The 21,440-nt window shown below is 63.0% G+C and carries 22 protein-coding genes; 11 read left to right on the forward strand and 11 right to left on the reverse strand.

Annotation, left to right across the window (positions count from 1 at the left end):
- Nucleotides 1-104 precede the first annotated feature (104 nt).
- The 5 genes from urtB to ACYG9V_RS18885 all read left to right on the forward strand — a co-directional run bounded on the left by urtB (nt 105) and on the right by ACYG9V_RS18885 (nt 5,174).
- The gene (urtB, locus tag ACYG9V_RS18865; protein ID WP_352764577.1) at nt 105-1,721 is read left to right on the forward strand and encodes an urea ABC transporter permease subunit UrtB; all 1,617 of its coding nucleotides are present in this window, start codon (nt 105-107) and stop codon (nt 1,719-1,721) included.
- Nucleotides 1,718-2,950, forward strand: coding sequence for an urea ABC transporter permease subunit UrtC (urtC, locus tag ACYG9V_RS18870; RefSeq protein WP_023688641.1), 1,233 nt, complete (start codon nt 1,718-1,720; stop codon nt 2,948-2,950). Before urtB ends, urtC begins: the two co-directional genes overlap by 4 nt.
- Nucleotides 2,951-2,954: 4 nt before the next feature.
- Nucleotides 2,955-3,701 carry an urea ABC transporter ATP-binding protein UrtD gene (gene urtD, locus ACYG9V_RS18875; RefSeq protein ID WP_023696501.1) on the forward strand — a complete coding sequence of 249 codons (747 nt, stop codon included), beginning with the start codon at nt 2,955-2,957 and terminating at the stop codon, nt 3,699-3,701.
- A gap of 69 nt (nt 3,702-3,770) precedes the next feature.
- Nucleotides 3,771-4,466 (forward strand): urea ABC transporter ATP-binding subunit UrtE, encoded by a 696-nt coding sequence (gene urtE / locus ACYG9V_RS18880; protein WP_023688639.1) that lies wholly within the window; start codon nt 3,771-3,773, stop codon nt 4,464-4,466.
- A gap of 531 nt (nt 4,467-4,997) precedes the next feature.
- Nucleotides 4,998-5,174: a hypothetical protein gene (locus ACYG9V_RS18885; protein WP_352764579.1), complete on the forward strand. Its 177-nt coding sequence runs from the start codon at nt 4,998-5,000 to the stop codon at nt 5,172-5,174.
- Nucleotides 5,175-5,265: 91 nt separating this feature from the next.
- On the opposite strand, the gene ACYG9V_RS18890 is transcribed toward ACYG9V_RS18885, so the two are convergent.
- From ACYG9V_RS18890 to ACYG9V_RS18925, 8 genes are all read right to left on the reverse strand, one after another.
- Entirely contained in the window at nt 5,266-6,411 is a 1,146-nt protein-coding gene (locus ACYG9V_RS18890; RefSeq protein ID WP_023670937.1) for a GGDEF domain-containing protein, read from the reverse strand.
- A 315-nt stretch (nt 6,412-6,726) separates the two neighbouring features.
- Nucleotides 6,727-7,530 carry a DUF72 domain-containing protein gene (locus ACYG9V_RS18895; RefSeq protein WP_023693383.1) on the reverse strand — a complete coding sequence of 268 codons (804 nt, stop codon included), beginning with the start codon at nt 7,528-7,530 and terminating at the stop codon, nt 6,727-6,729.
- Nucleotides 7,531-7,558: 28 nt separating this feature from the next.
- Nucleotides 7,559-8,023, reverse strand: coding sequence for a GNAT family N-acetyltransferase (locus ACYG9V_RS18900; protein ID WP_023706185.1), 465 nt, complete (start codon nt 8,021-8,023; stop codon nt 7,559-7,561).
- Nucleotides 8,024-8,057: 34 nt separating this feature from the next.
- Nucleotides 8,058-10,979: an excinuclease ABC subunit UvrA gene (gene uvrA / locus ACYG9V_RS18905; protein WP_023670940.1), complete on the reverse strand. Its 2,922-nt coding sequence runs from the start codon at nt 10,977-10,979 to the stop codon at nt 8,058-8,060.
- 783 nt (nt 10,980-11,762) lie between these two features.
- Nucleotides 11,763-11,984, reverse strand: a complete 222-nt coding sequence (locus ACYG9V_RS18910) for a hypothetical protein (RefSeq protein WP_352764638.1) — start codon at nt 11,982-11,984, stop codon at nt 11,763-11,765.
- Nucleotides 11,985-12,130: 146 nt separating this feature from the next.
- Nucleotides 12,131-12,739 carry an ATP-dependent Clp protease proteolytic subunit gene (locus ACYG9V_RS18915; RefSeq protein ID WP_023693387.1) on the reverse strand — a complete coding sequence of 203 codons (609 nt, stop codon included), beginning with the start codon at nt 12,737-12,739 and terminating at the stop codon, nt 12,131-12,133.
- Between the two features lie 30 nt (nt 12,740-12,769).
- Entirely contained in the window at nt 12,770-13,237 is a 468-nt protein-coding gene (locus ACYG9V_RS18920; RefSeq protein WP_352764583.1) for an SRPBCC family protein, read from the reverse strand.
- Nucleotides 13,234-13,548 carry an ArsR/SmtB family transcription factor gene (locus ACYG9V_RS18925; protein ID WP_023706188.1) on the reverse strand — a complete coding sequence of 105 codons (315 nt, stop codon included), beginning with the start codon at nt 13,546-13,548 and terminating at the stop codon, nt 13,234-13,236. The genes ACYG9V_RS18920 and ACYG9V_RS18925 overlap by 4 nt, the downstream gene beginning before the upstream one ends.
- Nucleotides 13,549-13,681: 133 nt before the next feature.
- Here ACYG9V_RS18925 and ACYG9V_RS18930 point away from each other — a divergent pair, with 133 nt between their 5' ends.
- From ACYG9V_RS18930 to ACYG9V_RS18945, 4 genes are all read left to right on the forward strand, one after another.
- Nucleotides 13,682-14,083, forward strand: a complete 402-nt coding sequence (locus ACYG9V_RS18930; protein ID WP_352764585.1) for an ABC transporter ATP-binding protein — start codon at nt 13,682-13,684, stop codon at nt 14,081-14,083.
- A gap of 210 nt (nt 14,084-14,293) precedes the next feature.
- A complete protein-coding gene (ssb, locus tag ACYG9V_RS18935) occupies nt 14,294-14,827 on the forward strand; it encodes a single-stranded DNA-binding protein (protein WP_023670946.1) in 534 nt (177 codons plus the stop codon).
- Nucleotides 14,828-14,864: 37 nt separating this feature from the next.
- Entirely contained in the window at nt 14,865-15,263 is a 399-nt protein-coding gene (locus ACYG9V_RS18940) for a DUF2306 domain-containing protein (RefSeq protein ID WP_023752202.1), read from the forward strand.
- Nucleotides 15,264-15,286: 23 nt separating this feature from the next.
- Nucleotides 15,287-15,712 carry an OsmC family protein gene (locus tag ACYG9V_RS18945; protein ID WP_023706191.1) on the forward strand — a complete coding sequence of 142 codons (426 nt, stop codon included), beginning with the start codon at nt 15,287-15,289 and terminating at the stop codon, nt 15,710-15,712.
- 87 nt (nt 15,713-15,799) lie between these two features.
- On the opposite strand, the gene ACYG9V_RS18950 is transcribed toward ACYG9V_RS18945, so the two are convergent.
- The 3 genes from ACYG9V_RS18950 to ACYG9V_RS18960 all read right to left on the reverse strand — a co-directional run bounded on the left by ACYG9V_RS18950 (nt 15,800) and on the right by ACYG9V_RS18960 (nt 17,484).
- A complete protein-coding gene (locus ACYG9V_RS18950; RefSeq protein WP_023670949.1) occupies nt 15,800-16,429 on the reverse strand; it encodes a MarC family protein in 630 nt (209 codons plus the stop codon).
- 106 nt (nt 16,430-16,535) lie between these two features.
- On the reverse strand, nt 16,536-16,913 hold the full coding sequence (locus ACYG9V_RS18955) for a VOC family protein (RefSeq protein ID WP_352764587.1): 378 nt from the start codon (nt 16,911-16,913) through the stop codon (nt 16,536-16,538).
- 34 nt (nt 16,914-16,947) lie between these two features.
- The gene (locus ACYG9V_RS18960) at nt 16,948-17,484 is read right to left on the reverse strand and encodes a hypothetical protein (RefSeq protein WP_352764590.1); all 537 of its coding nucleotides are present in this window, start codon (nt 17,482-17,484) and stop codon (nt 16,948-16,950) included.
- Nucleotides 17,485-17,571: 87 nt separating this feature from the next.
- On the opposite strand from ACYG9V_RS18960, the gene ACYG9V_RS18965 reads away from it, so the two are divergent.
- The gene (locus ACYG9V_RS18965; protein ID WP_352764594.1) at nt 17,572-18,423 is read left to right on the forward strand and encodes a helix-turn-helix transcriptional regulator; all 852 of its coding nucleotides are present in this window, start codon (nt 17,572-17,574) and stop codon (nt 18,421-18,423) included.
- Between the two features lie 223 nt (nt 18,424-18,646).
- Nucleotides 18,647-21,436: a DNA gyrase subunit A gene (gyrA, locus tag ACYG9V_RS18970; protein ID WP_023696506.1), complete on the forward strand. Its 2,790-nt coding sequence runs from the start codon at nt 18,647-18,649 to the stop codon at nt 21,434-21,436.
- The last annotated feature ends 4 nt before the right edge of the window (nt 21,437-21,440 follow it).

Here is a 21,440-nt window from a genome sequence, read left to right on the forward strand (position 1 = left end):
GGGACTGACCGATCGTGGACGCGTCCACGATCGGTACCGCCAAGCGTCCGGGCGCTTCAGCCCGCCCGGACGCGGAATTTCCCCACAGAAGAGTATCTGAACGGATGATCCTGTTGCGCACTCTCGGCCTCATGCTGGTGTTCCTGGTGGCAAGCCTGTTGCCGTCGAACGCAGCCGAAGCCGATCTGCGCGCCATCGTCGCCAAATTCGCCACGGGCACCGGCTTTTCCGCCACGGAGGCCGTCGTGCGCGAGCTTGCCGCCACCGGCGATCCGCTGGTCGAGCGCCCGCTTGCAGCGCTCGCCGAAGGCAACCTTTACATCCGTAAAGCCGATTCAGCCGTCTTCGTCGGCAGTGAGGCCGCCGACAGCGTCACGCTGCTCGACCCGCTGAGTGGCGGGAAAGCCGGCGACGCCGCCAAGGCCGACATCACGAAGATCAAGGTCAACAACACGCTGCGCCGCGTCATCCGCGATGCGCTGGGAACGCTGACGTTGCGCGCGAAAGATCCTTCTGTCCGCATCGCCGCCGCCGACACCATGTTCAAGACCCCCGATGCCGCCAATATCGAGCCGCTCGATGCAGCCATCGCCGCCGAGACCGACGCCAAGGTCAAGGCATTGTTCGAACAGGCGCGCGCGGCATCGGTGCTGGTCTCCGATAAGCCGGAGGCCGACAAGCTTGCCGCCATTGCCCTGATCGGCGCGCGCGGCGACCGCGACGCGGTCTCGCTGCTCACCGCGGTCGAGGCCAATGCGCAAGGCGCGGTCAAGGATGCCGCGACGGCGGCAATCGCCAGCATCAATTCGAGCCTGGCGCTGTGGGATGCCGGCCAGAACATATGGTACGGCATCTCGCTTGGCTCGGTGCTGCTGCTGGCCGCCATCGGCCTCGCCATCACCTTCGGCGTCATGGGCGTCATCAACATGGCGCATGGCGAGATGGTGATGCTCGGCGCCTACACCACCTTCGTCGTCCAGCAGGTGATCCGAACCTCATTCCCCGGCCTCTTCGACTGGTCGCTGGTGATCGCGCTGCCGCTCGCCTTCCTGGTTGCCGCTTCCGTCGGCCTGATCATCGAGCGCGGCGTCATCCGTTTCCTCTACGGCCGGCCGCTGGAAACGCTGCTCGCAACCTGGGGCGTCTCGCTTGTCCTGCAGCAGGCGGTGCGCTCGATCTTCGGACCGACCAACCAGGAGGTCGGCAACCCCTCCTGGATGTCGGGATCGTTCGATGTCGGCCAACTCGCCGTCACCTGGAACCGCCTCTGGATCCTGGTCTTCGCGCTCACCGTCTTCGGCGTGCTGCTCTTTGTTATGAAGCGCACGCCCTGGGGCCTTCAGATGCGCGCCGTCACCGCCAACCGCCGCATGGCCGCCTCGATGGGCATCAGGACGCCTTGGGTCGATGCGCTGACCTTTGCGCTCGGCTCCGGCATTGCCGGCATTGCCGGCGTCGCGCTCAGCCAGATCGACAATGTCTCGCCCAATCTCGGCCGCGGCTACATCATCGACAGCTTCATGGTCGTGGTCTTCGGCGGCGTCGGCAATCTCTGGGGCACGCTGGTCGGCGCCTTCTCGCTCGGCATCGTCAACAAGGTTCTCGAACCCTATGCCGGCGCGGTGCTCGGCAAGATCGTCGTGCTGGTGCTGATCATCCTGTTCATCCAGAAGCGCCCGCGCGGCCTGTTCGCGCTCAAGGGCAGGGCGGTGGAAACATGATCACGGGACGCTTCTTCGCCGCGGGTGCCGACCGTCGCATCGCCATCACTATTTTCATCCTGCTGACGGCCGCCATTATCGTGCCGCTGCTCAACCTCGCAGTGTCGCCGCAAAGCGCGTTCTATATTCCGTCCTACATCGTCGCGTTGACGGGCAAGTACCTCTGCTATGCATTGCTTGCCTTGGCGCTCGATCTCGTCTGGGGCTATTGCGGCATCCTCTCGCTCGGCCATGGCGCCTTCTTCGCCCTCGGCGGCTATGCGATGGGCATGTACCTCATGCGCCAGATCGGCTCGCGCGGCGTTTACGGCAATCCGATCCTGCCCGATTTCATGGTGTTCCTGAACTACAAGGAATTGCCCTGGTTCTGGACCGGTTTCGACCACTTCTGGTTCGCCGCCATCATGGTGCTGGCGGTGCCCGGCCTGCTCGCCTTCGTCTTCGGCTGGTTCGCCTTCCGCAGCCGCGTCACCGGCGTCTATCTCTCCATCATCACCCAGGCGATGACCTACGCGCTGCTGCTCGCCTTCTTCCGCAACGACATGGGTTTCGGCGGCAACAACGGCTTGACCGATTTCAAGGATATTCTGGGCTTCAACGTGCAGGCCGACGCCACCCGCTCGGCCCTGTTTGCCGCCAGCGCCATCATACTCGCGCTCGCCGTCTTCATCACCTGGGCGATCGTCGGCTCCAAATACGGCAAGCTGCTGATGGCGGTGCGCGACGCCGAGAGCCGCACCCGCTTCCTCGGCTGGCGGGCGGAGAACGTGAAGCTGTTTGCCTTCACCGTCTCGGCTGTCATGGCCGGCATCGCCGGCGCGCTCTATGTGCCGCAGGTCGGTATCATCAATCCCGGCGAATTCGAGCCGTCCAATTCCATCGAAGTCGTGATCTGGGCAGCCGTCGGTGGGCGCGGCACCATTGTCGGCCCGATCGTCGGCGCGCTGCTGGTCAACGCCGGCAAATCCTGGTTCACCGGCCTGCTGCCGGAGTTCTGGCTGTTTGCGCTCGGCGGCCTGTTCGTCGCCGTAACCCTGTTCCTGCCCAAGGGCATTGTCGGCATGTGGGATTCCTGGCGCGGTAACGCTCGGGCGATGCGGGCTGCAGCGATTGCAGAGGAAGCGGGCACAGACCCTGATGCCGCGCCGCCATTGAAGATCGTGCGCAGCGCAGCAACAACGCCCGGTGCCTGGTCCGCGTCCGGGCCTGAACCGCAGCCGGCGGAATAGAGCGATGTCGAAGTCCAACACCATCCTCTATCTCGACGGCGTCTCGGTCTCCTTCGACGGTTTCCGCGCCATCAACAATCTGTCGCTGGTGCTCGACAAGGGCGAGATGCGCGCCATCATCGGTCCCAACGGCGCCGGCAAGACGACGATGATGGACATCGTCACCGGCAAGACCCGGCCCGACGAGGGCGAAGTGTTCTTCGACGGCCAGGTCGATCTGACCCGGCACGACGAGGCGGAGATCGCCATGATGGGCATCGGCCGCAAATTCCAGAAGCCGACCGTCTTCGAAAGCCACAGCGTCGAAGACAATCTGATGCTGGCGCTGAAGGGCCCGCGCTCGATCTTTCCGGCGCTGTTCCATCGCCGCTCGGCCGCCGAAGCCAGACAGATCGACGACATCCTCGGCATCATCCGGCTGGGCGACAAGCGCCACGATCTGGCAGCCAATCTCAGCCATGGCCAGAAACAGTGGCTGGAGATCGGCATGCTGCTGGCGCAGGACCCGAAGCTGCTTTTGGTTGACGAGCCGGTCGCAGGGATGACCGATGCCGAGACCGAGGAAACCGCGCGGCTGCTCAAGGACATAGCGCGCGACCATTCGGTCATCGTCGTCGAGCACGACATGCATTTCGTGCGCGAACTCGGCGTCAAGGTCACCTGCCTGCATGAGGGCTCGGTGCTGTCGGAAGGCTCGCTCGATTTCGTCTCGGCCGACGAGCGGGTCGTCGAAGTTTATCTCGGGAGATGAGCATGGTCTGGCGGGTGCAATTCCATCGCTTCGACTTTTCGTTCCTCCGCTTCTGGAGAAGGCGCTGACATGCTCGAAGTTTCCAACGCCACGCTCCATTACGGCGCTGCTCAGGCGTTGCGCGGTGTGTCGCTGACGGCGGGTGCCGGCAAGATCACCTGCGTGCTCGGCCGCAACGGCGTCGGCAAGACCAGTTTGATGAGATCGATCGTCGGCCACCACCGGCTGACGAGCGGAAGCGTTGCCTTCGAGGGGAAGGCGCTCGACCGGAGCGCGGCGTATGATCGCGCCCGGTCGGGCATCGCATTCGTACCGCAGGGCAGGGAGATATTTCCGCTGCTGACGGTGCGCGAAAACCTGGAGTCCGGCTTTGCGCCGTTGAAGCGCGCCGACCGCAACGTGCCGGCGCATGTCTTCGAACTGTTTCCGGTGCTGAAGCAGATGCTGGGGCGGCGCGGCGGCGATCTCTCAGGCGGCCAGCAGCAGCAGCTCGCCATCGGCCGGGCGCTCGTCATGCGGCCGAAACTGCTGGTGCTCGACGAGCCGACCGAAGGCATCCAGCCCTCGATCATCAAGGACATCGGCCGCGCCATCCGCTATTTGCGCGATCAGGCCGGCATTGCGGTGCTTCTGGTCGAGCAATATCTCGATTTCTGCCGCGAGCTCGCCGACGAGGTCAACATCATGGACCGCGGCCAGATCGTCCACACCGGCCCGGCCGAAGATCTCGACCGGGCGGACGTCAGGAAGTTTCTGACGGTTTAACGCAGGTCGACGGCTGCACGGATCGTACACGTCGAAGATTGGCTGAAATGCCCACAATCACTTCGTCATTCTAGGGCGGAGCCAAGGAGCGGAGCGACGCGCGCAGACCCTAGAATCCATGCCGCGACATCAGCCAAAGAGTGCCGCGATGCAGAACAAGATCGCTTCTGCGGCACATTGGCATTCCACATTCTGCACCGTTAATGACGCTTCTTCATCCCGGCATGGATCCCTGGGTCTTCGCTCCGCTTCGCGTCGCTACGCCCAAGGATGATGAAGTCGCGAAGGTCCGCACCCGTTGCGTCGGACTTTCGTCCGAGGCCGCCACACTCTGGCACGCCGAATACTGCATGCTAGTCTTTCCTAGGCCTCGGTGAGTCGGCCGCTTCCGTATCAGTCTGGTTCTGTAGCAGATCGAGGGAATATGCTGGCTCAGCCTGCAAGTTCCACGCAAGCAAGCCGCCCTAGCTTCCCTCGCAGTTCTGATTGTCGGTCAATGCGTTCAGATAATCTTGCCAGGAGAATAGGGCTATGGAACGGTTCGTCGAGGAGCACCAGAAACGACGGCTGACAGAGCGTGTCGACATCATTACCGCCATCAACATTCTGCGCTCGCAAGGCTACCAGCAGGATGAGCTGATCGGCGAAATCACCAAGGTTTTCTACGTCGACCTCGACACTTACAACGAGATCGTCATAGCGGCCTAAAAACGCCTCGCGCCTGAACGGCCTCATGCGACGCGCTTTGGGTTGTTGTTTTACGTGTGGTGAGGTTCAGGCCCGCTGAATATCAGCCAGCCTACCCGGCGCGCCGGAAGGCGAGCACACGATTGCGGCCGCCGCGCTTGGCGCCGTAAAGCGCCTTGTCGGCGGCGCTGAGCACCTTGTCGAATTTGGTGCCGCCCTCGCTGCCGAAGGCGTAGCCGGCGCTGACGGTGCAGGACAGCAGGCGGGTCTCGGTATCGATCCGGCGCATGGCAAAACTGGCCCGGATCCGCTCGGCTATGAATTCCACCTTTTCAGGCAAGGTGCGATCGAGCACCAATGCAAATTCCTCTCCGCCCATGCGCGCGGCGACATCGCCCGGCTGGAGATTGGCGGTCAAATCCTTGGCGAACAGTTTCAGGACCTCGTCGCCGGTGGCATGGCCGAACTCGTCATTTATGGCCTTGAAGCCGTCGAGATCGAACACGATCACGGCGGTGAAGGACCGGACCGGTGTTTTGCCGTGCAGGTCGAACAAAGCGCGCCGGTTGAGCAGTCCGGTCAGCGGATCGGTCAGCGCTTCGCGGCGATGATGCTGCGCCAGGCGTCCCTGGTTGAGCGCCAGCGACAGCGCGCCGATGCCGGTCATGCACGCGATGACGACGATGAGGCTGAAATCCTCGGCCCAGTTGCTCGGCGCATGGCCAAGCACCAGCCTGCCATCCCAGACAAGTGCACCGGAGCACAGCACGAAGGAAATTGCGGTGGCGGTGTAGAGCCCTGCAATGCCGAGGATCGGGGCCGGGAATTCCGTACGACCCTTCCAGTATTCATAGGCCGTCGCAAACAAAAGCAGCGCGGCGAAGGCATTCTCCAGCATGAAGCCCAGCCCGTCATAGCCAAGCGCCATCGGCGGCAAGGCGACTGCCAGCGAGACGCCGGCGCCGACAGCGATGCGCGGCAATGGCGAGCGGCCGGTCGTGAACTGATGGGCCGCGCCCAGCATGGTCGCGAAGCCGAGCAGCAGGAACGTGAAGCTGGCGAGGCCGAGCAGGCGTCCGGGCGCGTCGATATAGGCCTGGTAGGCGAAGACGTCGGCGACGATCAGAAGCACGCTGACCGCCCAGGTCAGCAGGAATTTTTCCGAGCGCGCGGTAAGCCAAATGCCGAACAGCGTCAGGCCGAGGCAAGCGGCGGAAAACCCGACAGCCAACAGAAGGGAACTGTAGTCGAGCGACATGCCCTCGTCCTTGCGCGCGGCGGCCGGCCTCTAGAAAGGACCCGCACCGGATTTATGCAGGATGGAGGTATCGATAAGGTTACGATGCGCATAAGCTATCACGCTTCGGTTCATCGTAGCAATTCTGGGTTGAAACCCTTTTCAAGGGAAAGCGCTGACCGCTTTCCCGGGAAAACCGTTCCACACTTTTCCTGGAATTGCTCCTAATGCATGTCGCCCAGAAGTGTGCCGCGGTTCTGGGACAACGGCATGCATCAAGACAAAGACTTAAATCGCGTCGTATGAATCCGTTTCAGCGCGACGCGCTTTAACCGATCAGCTCACCCGCTTCATCAGCGCCATGGCGCCGAACGGCGCGCGCACCTTGCCCTCGGTGATGAAGTAGACGAACACATCGCGCGGTTTCACCGGCGCGTCGAAAGTCGGATCGGCGCGCCGCAGATCGGCCGGCTGCTTGCCTTGCGCCCAGGTCTTCACCCGCGCTGCCCATTCGTCCAGGCCATTCGGCGTATAGCAATCCGGATTGTCGTCGCTGCCGGTCTGCAGCCGCGCATAGATAAAATCGCCGGTGATGTCGGCGATACCAGGATATTTGGCATGGTCGGCATAGACGATTGCCGCCTTGTATTTGCGCGCCAGGCCCACAAATTCCGGCACGCTGAAACTGTCGTTGCGCACTTCCAGCGCATGGCGCAGCGCCACGCCATCCTGCTTTTCCGGCAGCAGCTTCAGGAAGGCCTCGAAATCGTCGGCGTCGAACTTTTTCGTCGGCGCGAACTGCCACAGGATCGGGCCCAGCTTGTCGCCCAGCGCGGCAATGCCGGAGCCGAGGAAGCGCGTCATGGACTCGCCGGCTTCGCCAAGCACGCGGCGGTTGGTGACGAAGCGATTGCCCTTCAGCGAATAGACGAAACCGTCCGGCGCCTCGCCCGCCCATTTGACGAAGGTCGGCTCCTTGAAGCTGGAATAGTAGGTGCCGTTGACCTCGATGCTCGGTACCTGGCGGGTGGCGTAACTCAGCTGTTTGGCCTTGGAAAGCTTGTCCGGGTAGAAGGACGTATCCCAGGGTTCGAAAGTCCAGCCGCCCATCCCGGCGCGGATTGTTCCTTGGCTGATCATCGTCTTCCTCCCAGTTCTAAAAATGCGGTCAGGCTATTTTTCCAACCGGTTTGATCATGTCGACCACGGTCCATCCGGGACGGTGGGGATTGGCTCGGCGGCCCGTTTCGTGGAAGCCATAGGCCGTATAGATCTCGATGTTCCGCTCCATGCGCGAATTGGTGTAGAGCCGCACCTCCGGCACACCCCATAGCCGCGCCTGTTCCTGGGCGAAGTCGAGCAGCGCGGTGCCGAGTTTCCTGCCCTGGAAAGCGGGGGAGACCGCGACGCTGAAGATCATCGCATGATCGGGATGGCGCTCAATAACGATCAGCCCGGCGAGTTCCGCGCCGCTCTCCAAGAGCCAGACCTCGCCACGCTCGATGCGTGGCGCATAGTCCTCGGTGACTGGGAGCGGCGGCGCGCCTAACAAGGGCGTGTAGTGCTCATAGGCGGTCTGCGTCAGCGAGACGACTGCGTCGAGATCACCGGCAAGCGCCTGTCGGACTGTCATTCAAAGCTCTCCAGGCGCCCGACCGGTCTGTCAGTTACTCCGCCGCTTCGCGCTTGCCTCCGGGCCGCCGCTCCAAAAGCTCCTTCAGGAACTGGCCGGTGTAGCTGCGCTTTTCGCGCACGATGGCTTCCGGTGTGCCCTGTGCCACCAGTTCGCCACCGCCATCGCCGCCTTCGGGGCCGAGGTCGAGCACCCAGTCGGCGGTCTTGATGACTTCGAGATTGTGCTCGATGACCACCACCGTGTTGCCCTGGTCGACCAGTTCGTGAAGCACTTCCAGCAACTTGGCGACGTCATGGAAGTGCAGGCCGGTGGTCGGCTCGTCGAGGATGTAGAGCGTCTTGCCGGTCGCCTTGCGCGACAATTCCTTGGCGAGCTTGATGCGCTGCGCCTCGCCGCCCGACAGCGTCGTCGCCTGCTGGCCGATATGGATGTAGCCGAGGCCGACCTGCTTCAGCGTGTCGAGCTTGTCGCGCACGCCGGGCACGGCGGCAAAGAAATCGACACCTTCCTCGACCGTCATGTCCAAGACGTCCGCGATCGACTTGCCCTTGAACACGACATCCAGCGTCTCGCGGTTGTAGCGCTTGCCATGGCAGACGTCGCACGTGACGTAGACGTCGGGCAGGAAGTGCATCTCGATCTTGATGACGCCGTCGCCCTGGCAGGCCTCGCAGCGGCCGCCCTTGACGTTGAAGGAGAAGCGGCCCGGCTGATAGCCGCGGGCCTTGGCCTCGGGCAGGCCGGCGAACCAGTCGCGGATCGGTGTGAAGGCGCCGGTGTAGGTGGCCGGGTTCGAACGCGGTGTGCGGCCGATCGGCGACTGGTCGATGTCGATGACCTTGTCGAGGAATTCGAGGCCCTCGATGCGGTCGTGATCGGCCGGATGCTCGCGCGAGCCCATGATGCGGCGCGACGCCGCCTTGAACAGCGTCTCGATCAGGAAGGTCGATTTGCCGCCGCCAGACACGCCGGTGACGGCGGTGAAGGTGCCGAGCGGGATTTCGGCAGTGACGTTCTTGAGATTGTTGCCGCGCGCGCCGACGATCTTCAGCCGGCGGTTCTTCTTGGCCTCGCGCCTGACACCGGGCGTGGCGACTTCGAGCGCGCCCGACAGATATTTACCGGTGATCGAATTAGGATTGGCCATCACCTGCTGCGGCGTGCCCTGGGCGATGATCTCTCCGCCATGGATGCCGGCGGCCGGACCCATGTCGACGACGTAGTCGGCATGCAGGATGGCGTCTTCGTCATGCTCGACGACGATCACCGTGTTGCCGATGTCGCGCAGATGCTTGAGCGTGTCGAGCAGGCGGGCATTGTCGCGTTGGTGCAGGCCGATCGACGGCTCGTCCAGCACATAGAGCACGCCGGTGAGGCCGGAGCCGATCTGCGACGCCAGCCTTATGCGCTGGCTCTCGCCGCCCGACAGCGTGCCGGAATTGCGCGACAGCGTCAGATAGTCGAGGCCGACATCGTTGAGGAAGCGCAGGCGGTCACGGATTTCCTTGAGAACGCGCACCGCGATCTCGTTCTGCTGGTCGTTGAGATGTGGCGGCAGTTCGGTGAACCACTGGTCGGCCTTGCGGATCGACAGCTCTGTGACTTCGCCGATATGCTTGCCGGCGATCTTCACCGCCAGCGCTTCCGGCTTCAGCCGGTATCCCTTGCAGACCGGGCAGGGCGTCGCCGACATGAAGCGCTCGATCTCCTCGCGCATCCAGGCGGATTCGGTTTCCTTCCACCGCCGTTCGAGATTGGGAATGACGCCCTCGAACGTCTTGGTGGTCTTGTAGGAGCGCAGGCCGTCATCATATTGGAAGGTGACCTCGCGCTCGCCGGTGCCACGCAGGACGGCATCCTTTGCCTCTTCGGTCAGGTCTTTGAACTTGTCGCCGAGCTTGAAGCCGTAGGCTTTGCCCAGCGCTTCCAGCGTCTGCGCATAATAGGGCGAGGTCGATTTCGCCCACGGGCTGACGGCGCCGTCGCGCAGCGAGACGTTTTCGTCCGGCACGATCAGGCTGGCGTCGATGGCGCGCTGATTGCCGAGGCCGTCGCAGGTCGGGCAGGCGCCGAACGGGTTGTTGAACGAGAACAGCCTGGGCTCGATCTCCGGAATGGTGAAGCCGGAAACCGGGCAGGCGAATTTTTCCGAGAACAGGATGCGCTCATGCGTCTCGTTCTTCGATTTGTTGACCGAGTCCTCGCCGGTCTGGCTGGCGTCGAGCGGCCGGTCGGCGAACTCGGCCACCGCCAGCCCTTCGGCGAGCTTCAGCGCCGTTTCGATGGAATCGGCAAGCCGTGTCGCCAGGTCGCCGCGCACGACGATGCGGTCGACGACGACGTCGATGTCGTGCTTGTACTTCTTGTCCAGCGCCGGCACGTCGGCGATCTCGTAGAAGACGCCGTCGACCTTGACGCGCTGAAAGCCCTTCTTCTGCAGCTCCAGCAGTTCCTTGCGATATTCGCCCTTGCGGCCGCGCACGATCGGCGCCAGCAGGAAAAGGCGCGTGCCTTCCTCGACCGCCAGCACCCGGTCGACCATCTGGCTGACCGTCTGGCTTTCGATCGGCAGGCCGGTCGCCGGCGAATAGGGGATGCCGACGCGCGCGAACAGCAAGCGCATGTAGTCGTAGATCTCGGTGACGGTGCCGACCGTCGAACGCGGGTTCTTCGACGTGGTCTTCTGCTCGATCGAGATGGCCGGCGACAGGCCGTCGATCTGGTCGACATCCGGCTTCTGCATCATTTCGAGGAACTGGCGCGCATAAGCCGACAGGCTCTCGACGTAACGGCGCTGGCCCTCGGCATAGATGGTGTCGAAAGCAAGCGACGATTTGCCGGAGCCCGACAGGCCGGTCATGACGATCAGGCTGTCACGCGGCAGGTCGAGATCGACATTCTTTAGGTTGTGTTCGCGTGCCCCGCGAATGGAAAGGTATTTATGGTCGGCCATCGCCGGTCGCCGCCTCAGGTCTGGTGTCAGTGGGATCGGCGGGTTTTCCCGGCCATTCCCTATGTAGGTATTTTTGCCGCCACGTCGAGAGACGCCACACTTCTCGACCAAAGCCGTTTAACCGTCTTTCGCGCGAACGGGCAAGCGGAAAGAACAAAGACCGAACACGCTCCTGACAAAGCTGTGCAGAAACTGACAAGGGTGTTTCAGAAACTGACCCTGACGTAAGCTCCCGGCGATCACATTTTCCGTAACCGGCTATTCAAGGTTGACGCCGTCGAATCAGGGGCGCACTCTGCCGGAGTCAACGGAGCCGGCCGTCTTTGATGGCCTCGCCGCCCATAGCGGCCTGCGAGACGCCGCAGGTTTTTGCGATTTGTGCTTCGGATTGACACCAGTCGCAACGGACATAGGAGCGGAGCATGACGCCACCGGATAGTCCCTTGAGGCTCCACCTGCTAGTGGAGCCGCGGCGGGCATAAGTGCCAGGTAGTTTCGAGGCATTGAAGTGTATGTGTCCAAATGGACGCATCGCGACAATCCAACAAACCACCCGACAAACCGTGACCTGCCGAATCCCACAAAAATCAGAGACGGCTAGTCGGATCGTCGGCTGAACGCCGCGAAGCATCCGAAATCAAAGTCGGTATAACACTACCGGCAGTTTGGATTTGGAATCCAAAAAAAGCCCCGACCGTTAGCGGAAGCAACGGCGGGGCTGTTCTTTTGCGAGGAAGTCGTCGGCGCAGGCTTTCTCTCCCGTATAGTAGCTGGGAGAAGGGGCTACCGGCGCGGCGGCTTGATCCCACCCGTGCCGACATCGACAGTGATGCTGCCGGAAATCCTGACATGGGTGTCGCCGATCTTGAACGTGCCGTTCTCGCCGGCAGGCAGCGCGTCGTCCGGCTCCGGCTGCGGCCCGGGCTTGGCGATGCGGTAGTCGCCGGTCACGCCGGGCAGGGCGCCTTTCCGCGACGTGCTGGTGCTGCCCCCGGCAAAGGCCATGCTCGATGTCGCCGCCGTGATGGCAATGGCTATGGTCAGTCTGTTCAGGTGGTAGCGCATGGCAAGACTATAGTGCCGCGCTCAAGGCGAGGCCAGACCAGCGGCGTTGAAATTGAGGGAACACCGGCCTGCATTCAATCCGCCGATCAGGCCGCCTCCTTTTTGCGGGTGTCGAACACATGGTCGACGAGGCCCCACTCCTTGGCCTCCTTGGCGGTCATGAAGAAATCGCGGTCGAGCGTGCGTTCGACCTCTTCATAGGTGCGGCCGCAATGTTGCGCATACAGTTCCGTCATGTGCCGTTTGGTGCGCAAAATGCCTTCGGCATGGCGCTGGATGTCGGAGGCCTGGCCCTGGAAGCCGCCCAGAGGCTGGTGCAGCACGATGCTGGCGTTGGGGAGCGCGATGCGCCGGCCCGGCGTTCCCGCCATCAGCAGGAACGAGGCCATCGAGGCGGCAAAGCCCATGCACACCGTCGATACCGGGCAACTGACAAATTGCATCGTGTCGTAGATGGCGAAGCCGCTGGTAACCACGCCGCCCGGCGAGTTGATGTAAAGCGAGATCTCCTTGTCGGGGTTTTCGGATTCCAGCGACAGGAGCTGAGCGCAGACCAGCGCCGACATGCCGTCATTGATCTCGCCATTGACGAAGATGATGCGCTCGCGCAGCAGCCGCGAGAAAATGTCGAAGGCGCGTTCGCCGCGGCTCGATTGCTCGATCACCATCGGCACCAGATTGGCAAAGCCGCTCATCTCATTGTCTCCGTTTTGATTTTTTTCGGTTCAGGCAGCGCGCAGCAACAGGCGTGGCGCGTTGGCGGCGACAGGCGGTTTGGGCTTGTATGCGCGCAGCCAGAGCCGGCAGCCGGCGCCGGCCATCGCGACCGCAGGCGTCAGGACAAACCCGTCATGGACGATGCGCAGATGCGTGCCGCCGGAAACGGTGCGGGCGAGTGTGAAGGTGACGATGCTCCCCAGCTCCTCGCGGTCGGCGTCGCCGGAACGCTCGCGCCAGGAATAGCGCAGCAGGCGCCCCGGTTCGGCATCGAGCACTTCGCACTCGATCGGCTTCTCAGGCCCGGCAAAGGCAAAGCGGCTGCCGGTTTCCGGATTGATGTCGTTCGGCATCATCCATTCCGCCAAGAGGTCCGGCACGGTCAGTGCCCGCCACACTTTTTCCGGTGCGTCCGGCAGATCGCATTCGAAGGCGAGGGCATCTTTGGCGGTCTGCGTCTGCTTTTCGTCGGTCATTGGTCCATGTCCTTCAAAACGACCTTCAGTCTTTCGATGCGCTCCGGCCAGAATGCGCGGTAGCGTTCGATCCAGCCGAGCAGCGGCTCGAGCCCTTGCGGATCGGCGCGATAGTAGGCGTTGCGGCCGGCGCGTCTTTCGCTGACCAGGCCTGCGCCGCGCAGCACGGCAAGGTGCTGCGACACCGCCGGCTGCGACACGCTCATGCCGGTGCGCAACTCCGACACGCTCATCTCGCCGGAAGTCAGCCGCTCGTAGACGGCGCGTCGCGTCGGGTCGGCCAGGGCGCGAAAAATCTCTGCTTCGATCATGGCAAAAGCATAAGTCGATACTTATCGATTTGGCAAGGGGTGTTTTGAATGCCGCGTATTGATTGGATCCTGCCGGGCCTCTAAGCCGTGGGGAACAAGATGGGCCGATCATCGCGAGGCAGGAGTAGTATTTATGAATTCCAACGTCGATCTTTCGTCCGCCGAGAACCTCAACGAGGCTCTGAGGCTCTATCGCCGCCTCGTACTCGGTATAGGAGCGATCGCCGTCATCGGTTTCGTGGCCGTGATCTTGTTGGCCAAGCTGGGTACGGCGCTATCGCCGCCACACGGGATTTACATCTTCGGCGAAGGATTGGGGACCTGGGGCCTGATCGCGGTGGTAGCGGCGCTCGTCGCTCAGGTGTGGTGGCACGGGCGCGCGATCGGGAAATTGCTGAATGACCCGGCTCTGAAATCTGAACCTGCAGTCGGGCTGATGTCGGCGCCAACCGTGATCGCACAGCGCGCCCATGGCACGGGCATGGAGTGGAGCGGCTTTTTCGGTCCGTTGCGGCCAGCTAAAAAACGGCGCTGACGACACCGCTTCTCGCCCCTGCGTGTCAGCTAAATCCACGCGCCCGCGTCGGCGATTGCTGCCATTCCTTGACAATCCGTGGTTAACAGTATAGGAACGAAAAGGGAACAAAAACCTTGTGGGAAAAGCCAGCCGCGGCAAGCCAGGATTGTGCGCGGCCTGTAAGGTGAACGACTTGAAATTTGTTTCGGATGAGCACGGAGAAGTGTCATGGCGGGTAGCGTCAACAAGGTCATTCTGGTCGGTAACCTCGGCGCGGACCCTGAAATCCGCCGCCTGAATTCCGGTGATCCGGTCGTCAACATCCGCATCGCCACGTCGGAAAGCTGGCGCGACAAGAACTCCGGCGAGCGCAAGGAAAAGACCGAATGGCACAACGTGGTCATTTTCAATGACCAGATCGCCAAGGTCGCCGAGCAGTACCTGAAGAAGGGCATGAAGGTTTACGTCGAAGGCCAGCTGCAGACACGCAAATGGCAAGACCAGACCGGCGCCGACAAGTACACGACCGAAGTCGTGCTGCAGAAATTCCGCGGCGAGCTGCAGATGCTCGATTCTCGCGGCGAGGGCGGCGGTCAGGTCGGCAACTATGCCGGCGGCGGCGGCGCGAGCCGTGGCTCGGATTTCGGCCAGTCTGGCCCCAATGAGAGCTTCAACCGCGGCGGCAATAGCGGTGGCGGCGGTTCCAAGGGCGGCGGTGGCGGCGGCTCGTCGCGCGAACTGGACGACGAAATCCCGTTCTGAGCTGACGGTAGTCAGCGATATCTGAGGAGAGGGCGCGATGTCGCTCGGACCGCTTCTATCGGCGCGCCCTCCCATTCCATGGCACGCCTTCGCGGCCCTTGCCGCGCTGGCCATTGGCGCTACGCAACTGGCGCTGCCGAAAGGCACGACGCGTCATCGTGTCGTCGGCTATACCTGGGCGGCGCTGATGCTGGTCGTCGCCATCTCCAGTTTCTGGATCCAGCAGATACGCCTCGTCGGTCCGTTCAGCCCGATCCATCTCTTGTCGATTTTAGTGTTGATCGCCGTGCCGCTGGCGGTCTGGCACGCGCATATGCATCGGGTCGCGAAACATCGCAGGGTCATGATATCGCTGTATGTTTTCGCCCTGATCGGCGCCGGCGTGTTCACGCTGCTGCCGGGGCGGATCATGCACACGGTCGTCTTCGGCCAGTGACGCTTTCTGAAAGGAAGATTGCCGTGAAAGCACGGATCAAATGGGTCGAGGAGCGCACCTTCGTCGGCGAGTCCGGCAGCGGCCACAAACTGGTGCTGGGGACCGCCCCCGGGCCGGAAGGCAAGACGCCAGGTCCGAGCCCGATGGAGCTGGTGCTGATCGGCACCGGCGGCTGCTCGGCCTATGATGTCGTCCACATCCTCGAAAAAGGCCGCGAGGCGATCGAGGACTGTGTTGTAGAACTCGACGCCGACCGGGCCGAAACCGACCCCAAAGTCTTCACCCGCATCCACATGCATTTCATCGTCACGGGCCACGCGCTGTCGCGCGACAAGGTCCAGCGCGCCATCAACCTGTCGATCGAGAAATACTGCTCGGCCTCGGCCATGCTGGCCAAGACGGCTGTCATCACCCACGATTTCGAGGTCGTCGATACGGCGGTGGAGTAGGGAGCAGGGAGCAGGGAGCAGGGAGCAGGGAGCAGGGAGCAGGGAGCAGGGAGCAGGGAGCAGGGAGCAGGGAGCAGGGGCTGCCGTTCACCCCGCCATCAGCGCCTTGATCCCATCCGCGACGAACTGAACCGCAAGCGCGGCCAGGATGACGCCGAGCAGGCGGGTGAGGATCGAGCGGCCGGTCTGGCCGAGGATGCGGTCGATGCGCTCCGACAGCACGAACACCAGATAGGTGATGGCAAGGCAGACGAAGATGATGCCGACCAGCGCCGCTTGTGCTGCAAAACCCTGAAAAGAGCCCGACAGTAGCACAGTCGCCGAAATCGCACCGGGGCCGGCGATCAGCGGGATCGCCAGCGGGAAGGCCGCGATGTTGTGGATCATGTCCTTGGTGATGGCGACGTCGCCGATCTTCTCCTTGCGGTCCTGGCGGCGCTCAAACACCATTTCGAACGCGATGAAGAACAGCAAAAACCCGCCGGCGACGCGGAAAGCCGGCAACGTGATGCCGAACACCGACAGGATGGACGCCCCGGCCACCGCAAACAGCGCCATCACCAGGAAGCCGATGATCGAGGCGCGCACCGAAACCTGCTGACGTTCCTCGCGGTTCATGCCGCGTGTCACCGCGAGGAAGAGCGGCGCGAGACCTGGCGGGTCGATGGTCACCAGAATGGTGACGAAGGCGTTGAACAGGCTGTCGAAACTCGGCATCGCTGACCCCTCCCGCCGGGCCGGACCCCTGCGCCACGATAGTGGTAGAGCAAAGCCTGGCCGGTGGGAACCGTCTGAGATGGCGATACCGGAGACGCCGGCTATGTTAGGCGGCAGCGTTGCAACAGGCCTCCAGGCGATAGCCGTCGGGATCGACGATGAAGGCAGCGTAATAGTCCTCGCCATAGTCGGCGCGCAGGCCCGGCGCGCCATTGTCGCTGCCGCCTGCACGCAAGGCGGCGGCATGGAAGGCGACGACACTCTGCCTCGTCGGCGCGGCAAAGCAGAAATGCAGACCGGACCTCTCGTCCGATGGCACTGGCCGCTCCGCGTCGTTCACCCACAGCGCGACGGCTTGCGCACCATAACCCAGTGAGCCTGGCGACTGGCTGAGGCAGGAATAACCGAGCGGCTTTAGCGCGGCATCGTAGAAGGGCTTCGAAAAATTGGTGTCGCGGACGCCGATCGAGACATGGTCAAGCATGCTTTTGGTCACCTTTTTGCAATATGTTGCGTCATCAGTCGTGGGCGACGCGGCGCGCCAGGAACTCGACTTCGAGACGCCATGTCTTGCCATCGTCGTGCGAACGCTCGCCGAGCCAGCGGAAGCTGTCTTTCGTGATGCGCGAAAAGCTCCAGCGGACCGAGGAACCAGTGCCGTCGGCGCCGACCTGCACAATCGTGTCGCCTTCGGCGCGACCAAGCTGGCGGCTGTAGTATTGGTTTCGCGGGTCGCTCCAGAAGATGTGCCAGGCATCCGAGCCGGGATCATAGGCCCGCAGCGTTGTGCCATGGAAAGTCCATTTGCCGAGCGAGGGCGAGGGGCCGGCATCCCGCGCGGGCAGGATCCATACGTCCTGGATCGCCCTGCCTTCCAGGACCCAGCCGAAATGCACCTCGCCGCGTCCGGTGAGAACCGTGCCGTCCTCGAGATGGCGCGTGGCATCGAATGTCCAGGCGCCGACGAAGCGGCCGTAGAGATCCAGCTTTTCAGCCAGGCCGGGATTGGGGCCGTCGCTGTGGAGCGCTTCGGCAAAGGAGGATGTACCGATCATACTTGCTGCCTTCGTTGTGTCAGGAGGCTGCAAGCGATAGGCCTCGGCAGGGTGTCGCGCTTGGGAAAAATTGCTATCTTTCAAGCCATGACGACGAGCCAACAAAACCTGGCATCGGGGCAGGGTTGGTATGTCTGTGACGTGCTGTGCACGGCCGGCGCCGGCGACCGCCCATTCGAGGAGGCGCACGACACCTTCTGCGTTGCCGCTGTCACCAGCGGCACCTTCCGCTACCGCACCAGGCAAGGCGCCGCCATGCTGGCGCCGGGCGCGATCCTGCTCGGCAATGTCGGCGCCTGCTATGAATGCGGGCATGAGCATGGCGCCGGCGACCGTTGCCTGTCCTTCCACTTCGCACCGGCCTATCTCGACCGCATCGCCAGCGACGTGCCCGGCGCGAGCAAGCCCGCCTTCGGCGTGCCGCATCTGCCGCCTTTGCCGGCGCTCGCATCGCTGCTGGCCGAGGCGGAAGCGGCGCGCGAGATGGTCGACATCGACGCCTTTGAAGAGCTTGGCCTGCGAATTGCCGGCGCAGCACTGGCTGTTGCCGGCGCAGCACTGCCTGTGGCCAGCGATGCGGTGCCTGGCGTTCGACCGCCGAGCCGCCGCGACCAGAAACGGGTTGCCGAGGCGGTGCGGCAGATCGAGCTCAATGCCGACAGGCCGGTCTCGCTTTCCGAGCTTGCCTGCGCGACGGCGACCAGCCCGTATCATTTCCTGCGCACCTTCCGGCAGGTCGCCGGCATGACGCCCTATCAGTTTCTGCTGAGAACCCGGCTGCACCGCGCGGCGGTGCGGCTGCGCATGTCAGGCGATGCCATCTCGGCAATCGCCTTCGAGGCCGGTTTCAACGATTTGTCGACGTTCAACCGCCGTTTCCGGCGCGTCATGGGCGAAACGCCTGGCGACTATCGCGCCCGGCGGGTGGCTACCCGCTAATGCGTCCGCCTGCCTCCTGATACGTTCTTGGCTTGGAAAACGGTCCATCGCAGGCTTTTGCCCTGGCGGCGGCGAAATGCGTTATGGCCAAATCGTCGCAATCAGCTTTATCCATTTGAAATTACCACTGAAATCGTCATTGGAAAAGCACCACGAATATTGGAGTTTCGGCCGTGCTTCCTATATAAGCGGTCAGTGATTCCTGATTAGATTGTGATCCGATTTGACCGACCAAAAACCCCCGCGCGGCGCCGACGGCGGCCCCACCGGCATCGAGCCCATCTCCATCATCGAGGAGATGCAGAGCTCCTACCTCTCTTATGCCATGAGCGTGATCGTCAGCCGTGCGCTGCCCGATGTGCGCGACGGCCTGAAGCCGGTGCACCGCCGCATTCTCTATGCGGCGCATGAGAGCGGTTACCACTGGAACCGCAAATATGTGAAGTCGGCCCGCCCGGTCGCCGACGTGATGGGTAAATACCATCCGCATGGCGACGCCTCGATCTACGACGCCTTGGTGCGCATGGCGCAGGACTGGTCGCTGCGCGTTCCGCTGATCGACGGGCAGGGTAATTTCGGCTCCATCGACGGCGATCCGCCGGCGGCGATGCGCTACACCGAATCGCGGCTGACCAAGGTCGCGCATGAACTCCTGGAGGACATCGACAAGGAAACTGTCGATTTCCAGGAGACTTATGACGCCTCCGACACCGAGCCGAAGGTGCTGCCGGCTCGCTTCCCCAACCTTCTGGTCAACGGTTCCGGCGGCATTGCCGTCGGCATGGCCACCAATATTCCGCCGCATAATCTGGCCGAGATCTGCAACGGCGCCATCGCCATCATCGACAATCCGGCGATCGATTTGCCGGCGCTGATGGAGATCATTCCGGGTCCCGATTTCCCGACCGGCGGCATCGTGCTCGGCCGTTCCGGCATCTACAGCGCCTATGCGACGGGTCGTGGCTCCATCGTCATGCGCGGCAAGGTCAATGTCGAGCAGCGCGGCAACGACCGTGAATCGATCATCATCACGGAAGTCCCGTACCAGGTGAACAAGGCCTCGATGATCGAGAAAATGGCCGAGCTGGTGCGCGACAAGCGCATCGAAGGCATTTCCGACATTCGCGACGAAAGCGACCGCCAGGGCTACCGCGTCGTCATCGAGCTGAAGCGCGACGCTGTCGCCGACGTCATTCTCAACCAGCTTTACCGCTTCACGCCGCTGCAGACCTCCTTCGGCGCCAATATGGTGGCGCTGAACGGCGGCAAGCCGGAAGTGATGAACCTGACCGACATGCTGAAGGCGTTTGTCAGCTTCCGCGAAGAGGTGATTAGCCGGCGCACGAAATTCCTGCTGCGCAAGGCGCGCGACCGCGCCCACGTGCTGGTCGGCCTCGCCATCGCCGTCGCCAACATCGACGAAGTGATCAAGCTGATCCGCACCGCGCCCGATCCGCAGACGGCGCGCGAGCAGTTGATGGAGCGGCGCTGGCCCTCCGGGGACGTGGAGTCATTGATTCTGCTTATCGACGATCCGCGCCATCGCATCAATGAGGATGGCACCTACAACCTCTCCGAGGAACAGGCGCGCGCCATCCTCGAACTGCGCCTGCAGCGCCTGACTGCGCTCGGCCGTGACGAAATCGCCGACGAGCTGAACACCATCGGCGACGAGATCAAGGATTACCTCGACATTCTGTCGTCCCGCGCCCGCATCCAGCAGATCGTCAAGGACGAGCTTGCCGCCGTGCGCGACGAGTTCGGCACGCCGCGCCGCACCGAGCTCACCGACGGCGGCGCCGACATGGAAGACGAGGATCTGATCCAGCGCGAGGACATGGTCGTCACCGTCAGCCATTCCGGCTACATCAAGCGCGTGCCGCTGTCGCTCTACCGGGCGCAACGCCGCGGCGGCAAGGGCCGCTCCGGCATGTCGACCAAGGAAGAGGATTTCGTCACCCGGCTGTTCGTCGCCAACACGCATACGCCGGTGCTGTTCTTCTCCTCGCGCGGCATCGTCTACAAGGAAAAGGTCTGGCGGCTGCCAATCGGCAATCCGCAGTCGCGCGGCAAGGCGCTGATCAACATGCTGCCGCTGGAGCAGGGCGAGCGCATCACCACCATCATGCCGCTGCCCGAGGACGAGACCAGCTGGGGCGAACTCGACGTCATGTTCGCCACCACGCGCGGCACCGTGCGCCGCAACAAGCTGTCCGAATTCGTCCAGGTCAACCGCAATGGCAAGATCGCCATGAAGCTGGAGGAGGAGGGCGACGAGATCCTCGGCGTCGAGACCTGCACAGACAATGACGATGTGCTTTTGACCGCCAGCTCCGGCCAGTGCATCCGCTTCCGCGTTGGCGATGTGCGCGTCTTCCAGAGCCGCAATTCGGTCGGCGTGCGCGGCATAAGCATGGCCGAGACCGACCGCATCATCTCCATGTCGGTGATCGAGCATGTCGATGCTTCGCCGGCGGAACGCTCCGCCTACCTCAAGCGGGCAGCACTGGAGCGGCGGCTTGCCGCCGAGGTGACCGGCGAGGAAGAAGAGATTGCACTCACCAATGAGGAGATTGGCGAGGAGACCGAGCTTTCCGACAGCCGTTACGAAGAGCTCAAGGCGCATGAGCAGTATGTGCTGACGGTGACCGAATATGGCTACGGCAAGCGCTCGTCATCCTACGATTTCCGCCTGACCGGACGCGGCGGCAAAGGCATCCGCGCCACCGACGTGTCGAAGGTGGCCGAGATCGGCCAGCTGGTGGCGACTTTCCCGGTCGGCAATGACGACCAGATCATGCTGGTTTCGGATGGCGGCACGGTCATCCGGGTGCCGGTCAACGGTATCCGTTTCGCCAGCCGCGCCACCAAGGGCGTGACCATCTTCAACACCGCCGAAGGCGAGAAGGTGGTTTCGGTCGAACGGATTTCGGAGCCGCAGGCCGACGAGGATGTCGAAGAGGGTGTCATTGAGGCCGGCGCCGGAGATGCCGTACCGGACAGCACCGAATAGGTTT

This window comes from Mesorhizobium sp. W016 (assembly GCF_054719485.1).

Excerpts from the sequence above, each read along its gene's own strand:
- urtB (WP_352764577.1), top strand. The coding sequence starts at position 105 with ATGATCCTGTTGCGCACTCTCGGCCTCATGCTGGTGTTCCTGGTGGCA.
- urtC (WP_023688641.1), top strand. The coding sequence starts at position 1,718 with ATGATCACGGGACGCTTCTTCGCCGCGGGTGCCGACCGTCGCATCGCC.
- urtD (WP_023696501.1), top strand. The coding sequence starts at position 2,955 with ATGTCGAAGTCCAACACCATCCTCTATCTCGACGGCGTCTCGGTCTCC.
- urtE (WP_023688639.1), top strand. The coding sequence starts at position 3,771 with ATGCTCGAAGTTTCCAACGCCACGCTCCATTACGGCGCTGCTCAGGCG.
- ACYG9V_RS18885 (WP_352764579.1), top strand. The coding sequence starts at position 4,998 with ATGGAACGGTTCGTCGAGGAGCACCAGAAACGACGGCTGACAGAGCGT.
- ACYG9V_RS18890 (WP_023670937.1), bottom strand. The coding sequence starts at position 6,411 with ATGTCGCTCGACTACAGTTCCCTTCTGTTGGCTGTCGGGTTTTCCGCC.
- ACYG9V_RS18895 (WP_023693383.1), bottom strand. The coding sequence starts at position 7,530 with ATGATCAGCCAAGGAACAATCCGCGCCGGGATGGGCGGCTGGACTTTC.
- ACYG9V_RS18900 (WP_023706185.1), bottom strand. The coding sequence starts at position 8,023 with ATGACAGTCCGACAGGCGCTTGCCGGTGATCTCGACGCAGTCGTCTCG.
- uvrA (WP_023670940.1), bottom strand. The coding sequence starts at position 10,979 with ATGGCCGACCATAAATACCTTTCCATTCGCGGGGCACGCGAACACAAC.
- ACYG9V_RS18910 (WP_352764638.1), bottom strand. The coding sequence starts at position 11,984 with ATGGCCTTTGCCGGGGGCAGCACCAGCACGTCGCGGAAAGGCGCCCTG.
- ACYG9V_RS18915 (WP_023693387.1), bottom strand. The coding sequence starts at position 12,739 with ATGAGCGGCTTTGCCAATCTGGTGCCGATGGTGATCGAGCAATCGAGC.
- ACYG9V_RS18920 (WP_352764583.1), bottom strand. The coding sequence starts at position 13,237 with ATGACCGACGAAAAGCAGACGCAGACCGCCAAAGATGCCCTCGCCTTC.
- ACYG9V_RS18925 (WP_023706188.1), bottom strand. The coding sequence starts at position 13,548 with ATGATCGAAGCAGAGATTTTTCGCGCCCTGGCCGACCCGACGCGACGC.
- ACYG9V_RS18930 (WP_352764585.1), top strand. The coding sequence starts at position 13,682 with ATGAATTCCAACGTCGATCTTTCGTCCGCCGAGAACCTCAACGAGGCT.
- ssb (WP_023670946.1), top strand. The coding sequence starts at position 14,294 with ATGGCGGGTAGCGTCAACAAGGTCATTCTGGTCGGTAACCTCGGCGCG.
- ACYG9V_RS18940 (WP_023752202.1), top strand. The coding sequence starts at position 14,865 with ATGTCGCTCGGACCGCTTCTATCGGCGCGCCCTCCCATTCCATGGCAC.
- ACYG9V_RS18950 (WP_023670949.1), bottom strand. The coding sequence starts at position 16,429 with ATGCCGAGTTTCGACAGCCTGTTCAACGCCTTCGTCACCATTCTGGTG.
- ACYG9V_RS18955 (WP_352764587.1), bottom strand. The coding sequence starts at position 16,913 with ATGCTTGACCATGTCTCGATCGGCGTCCGCGACACCAATTTTTCGAAG.
- ACYG9V_RS18960 (WP_352764590.1), bottom strand. The coding sequence starts at position 17,484 with ATGATCGGTACATCCTCCTTTGCCGAAGCGCTCCACAGCGACGGCCCC.
- ACYG9V_RS18965 (WP_352764594.1), top strand. The coding sequence starts at position 17,572 with ATGACGACGAGCCAACAAAACCTGGCATCGGGGCAGGGTTGGTATGTC.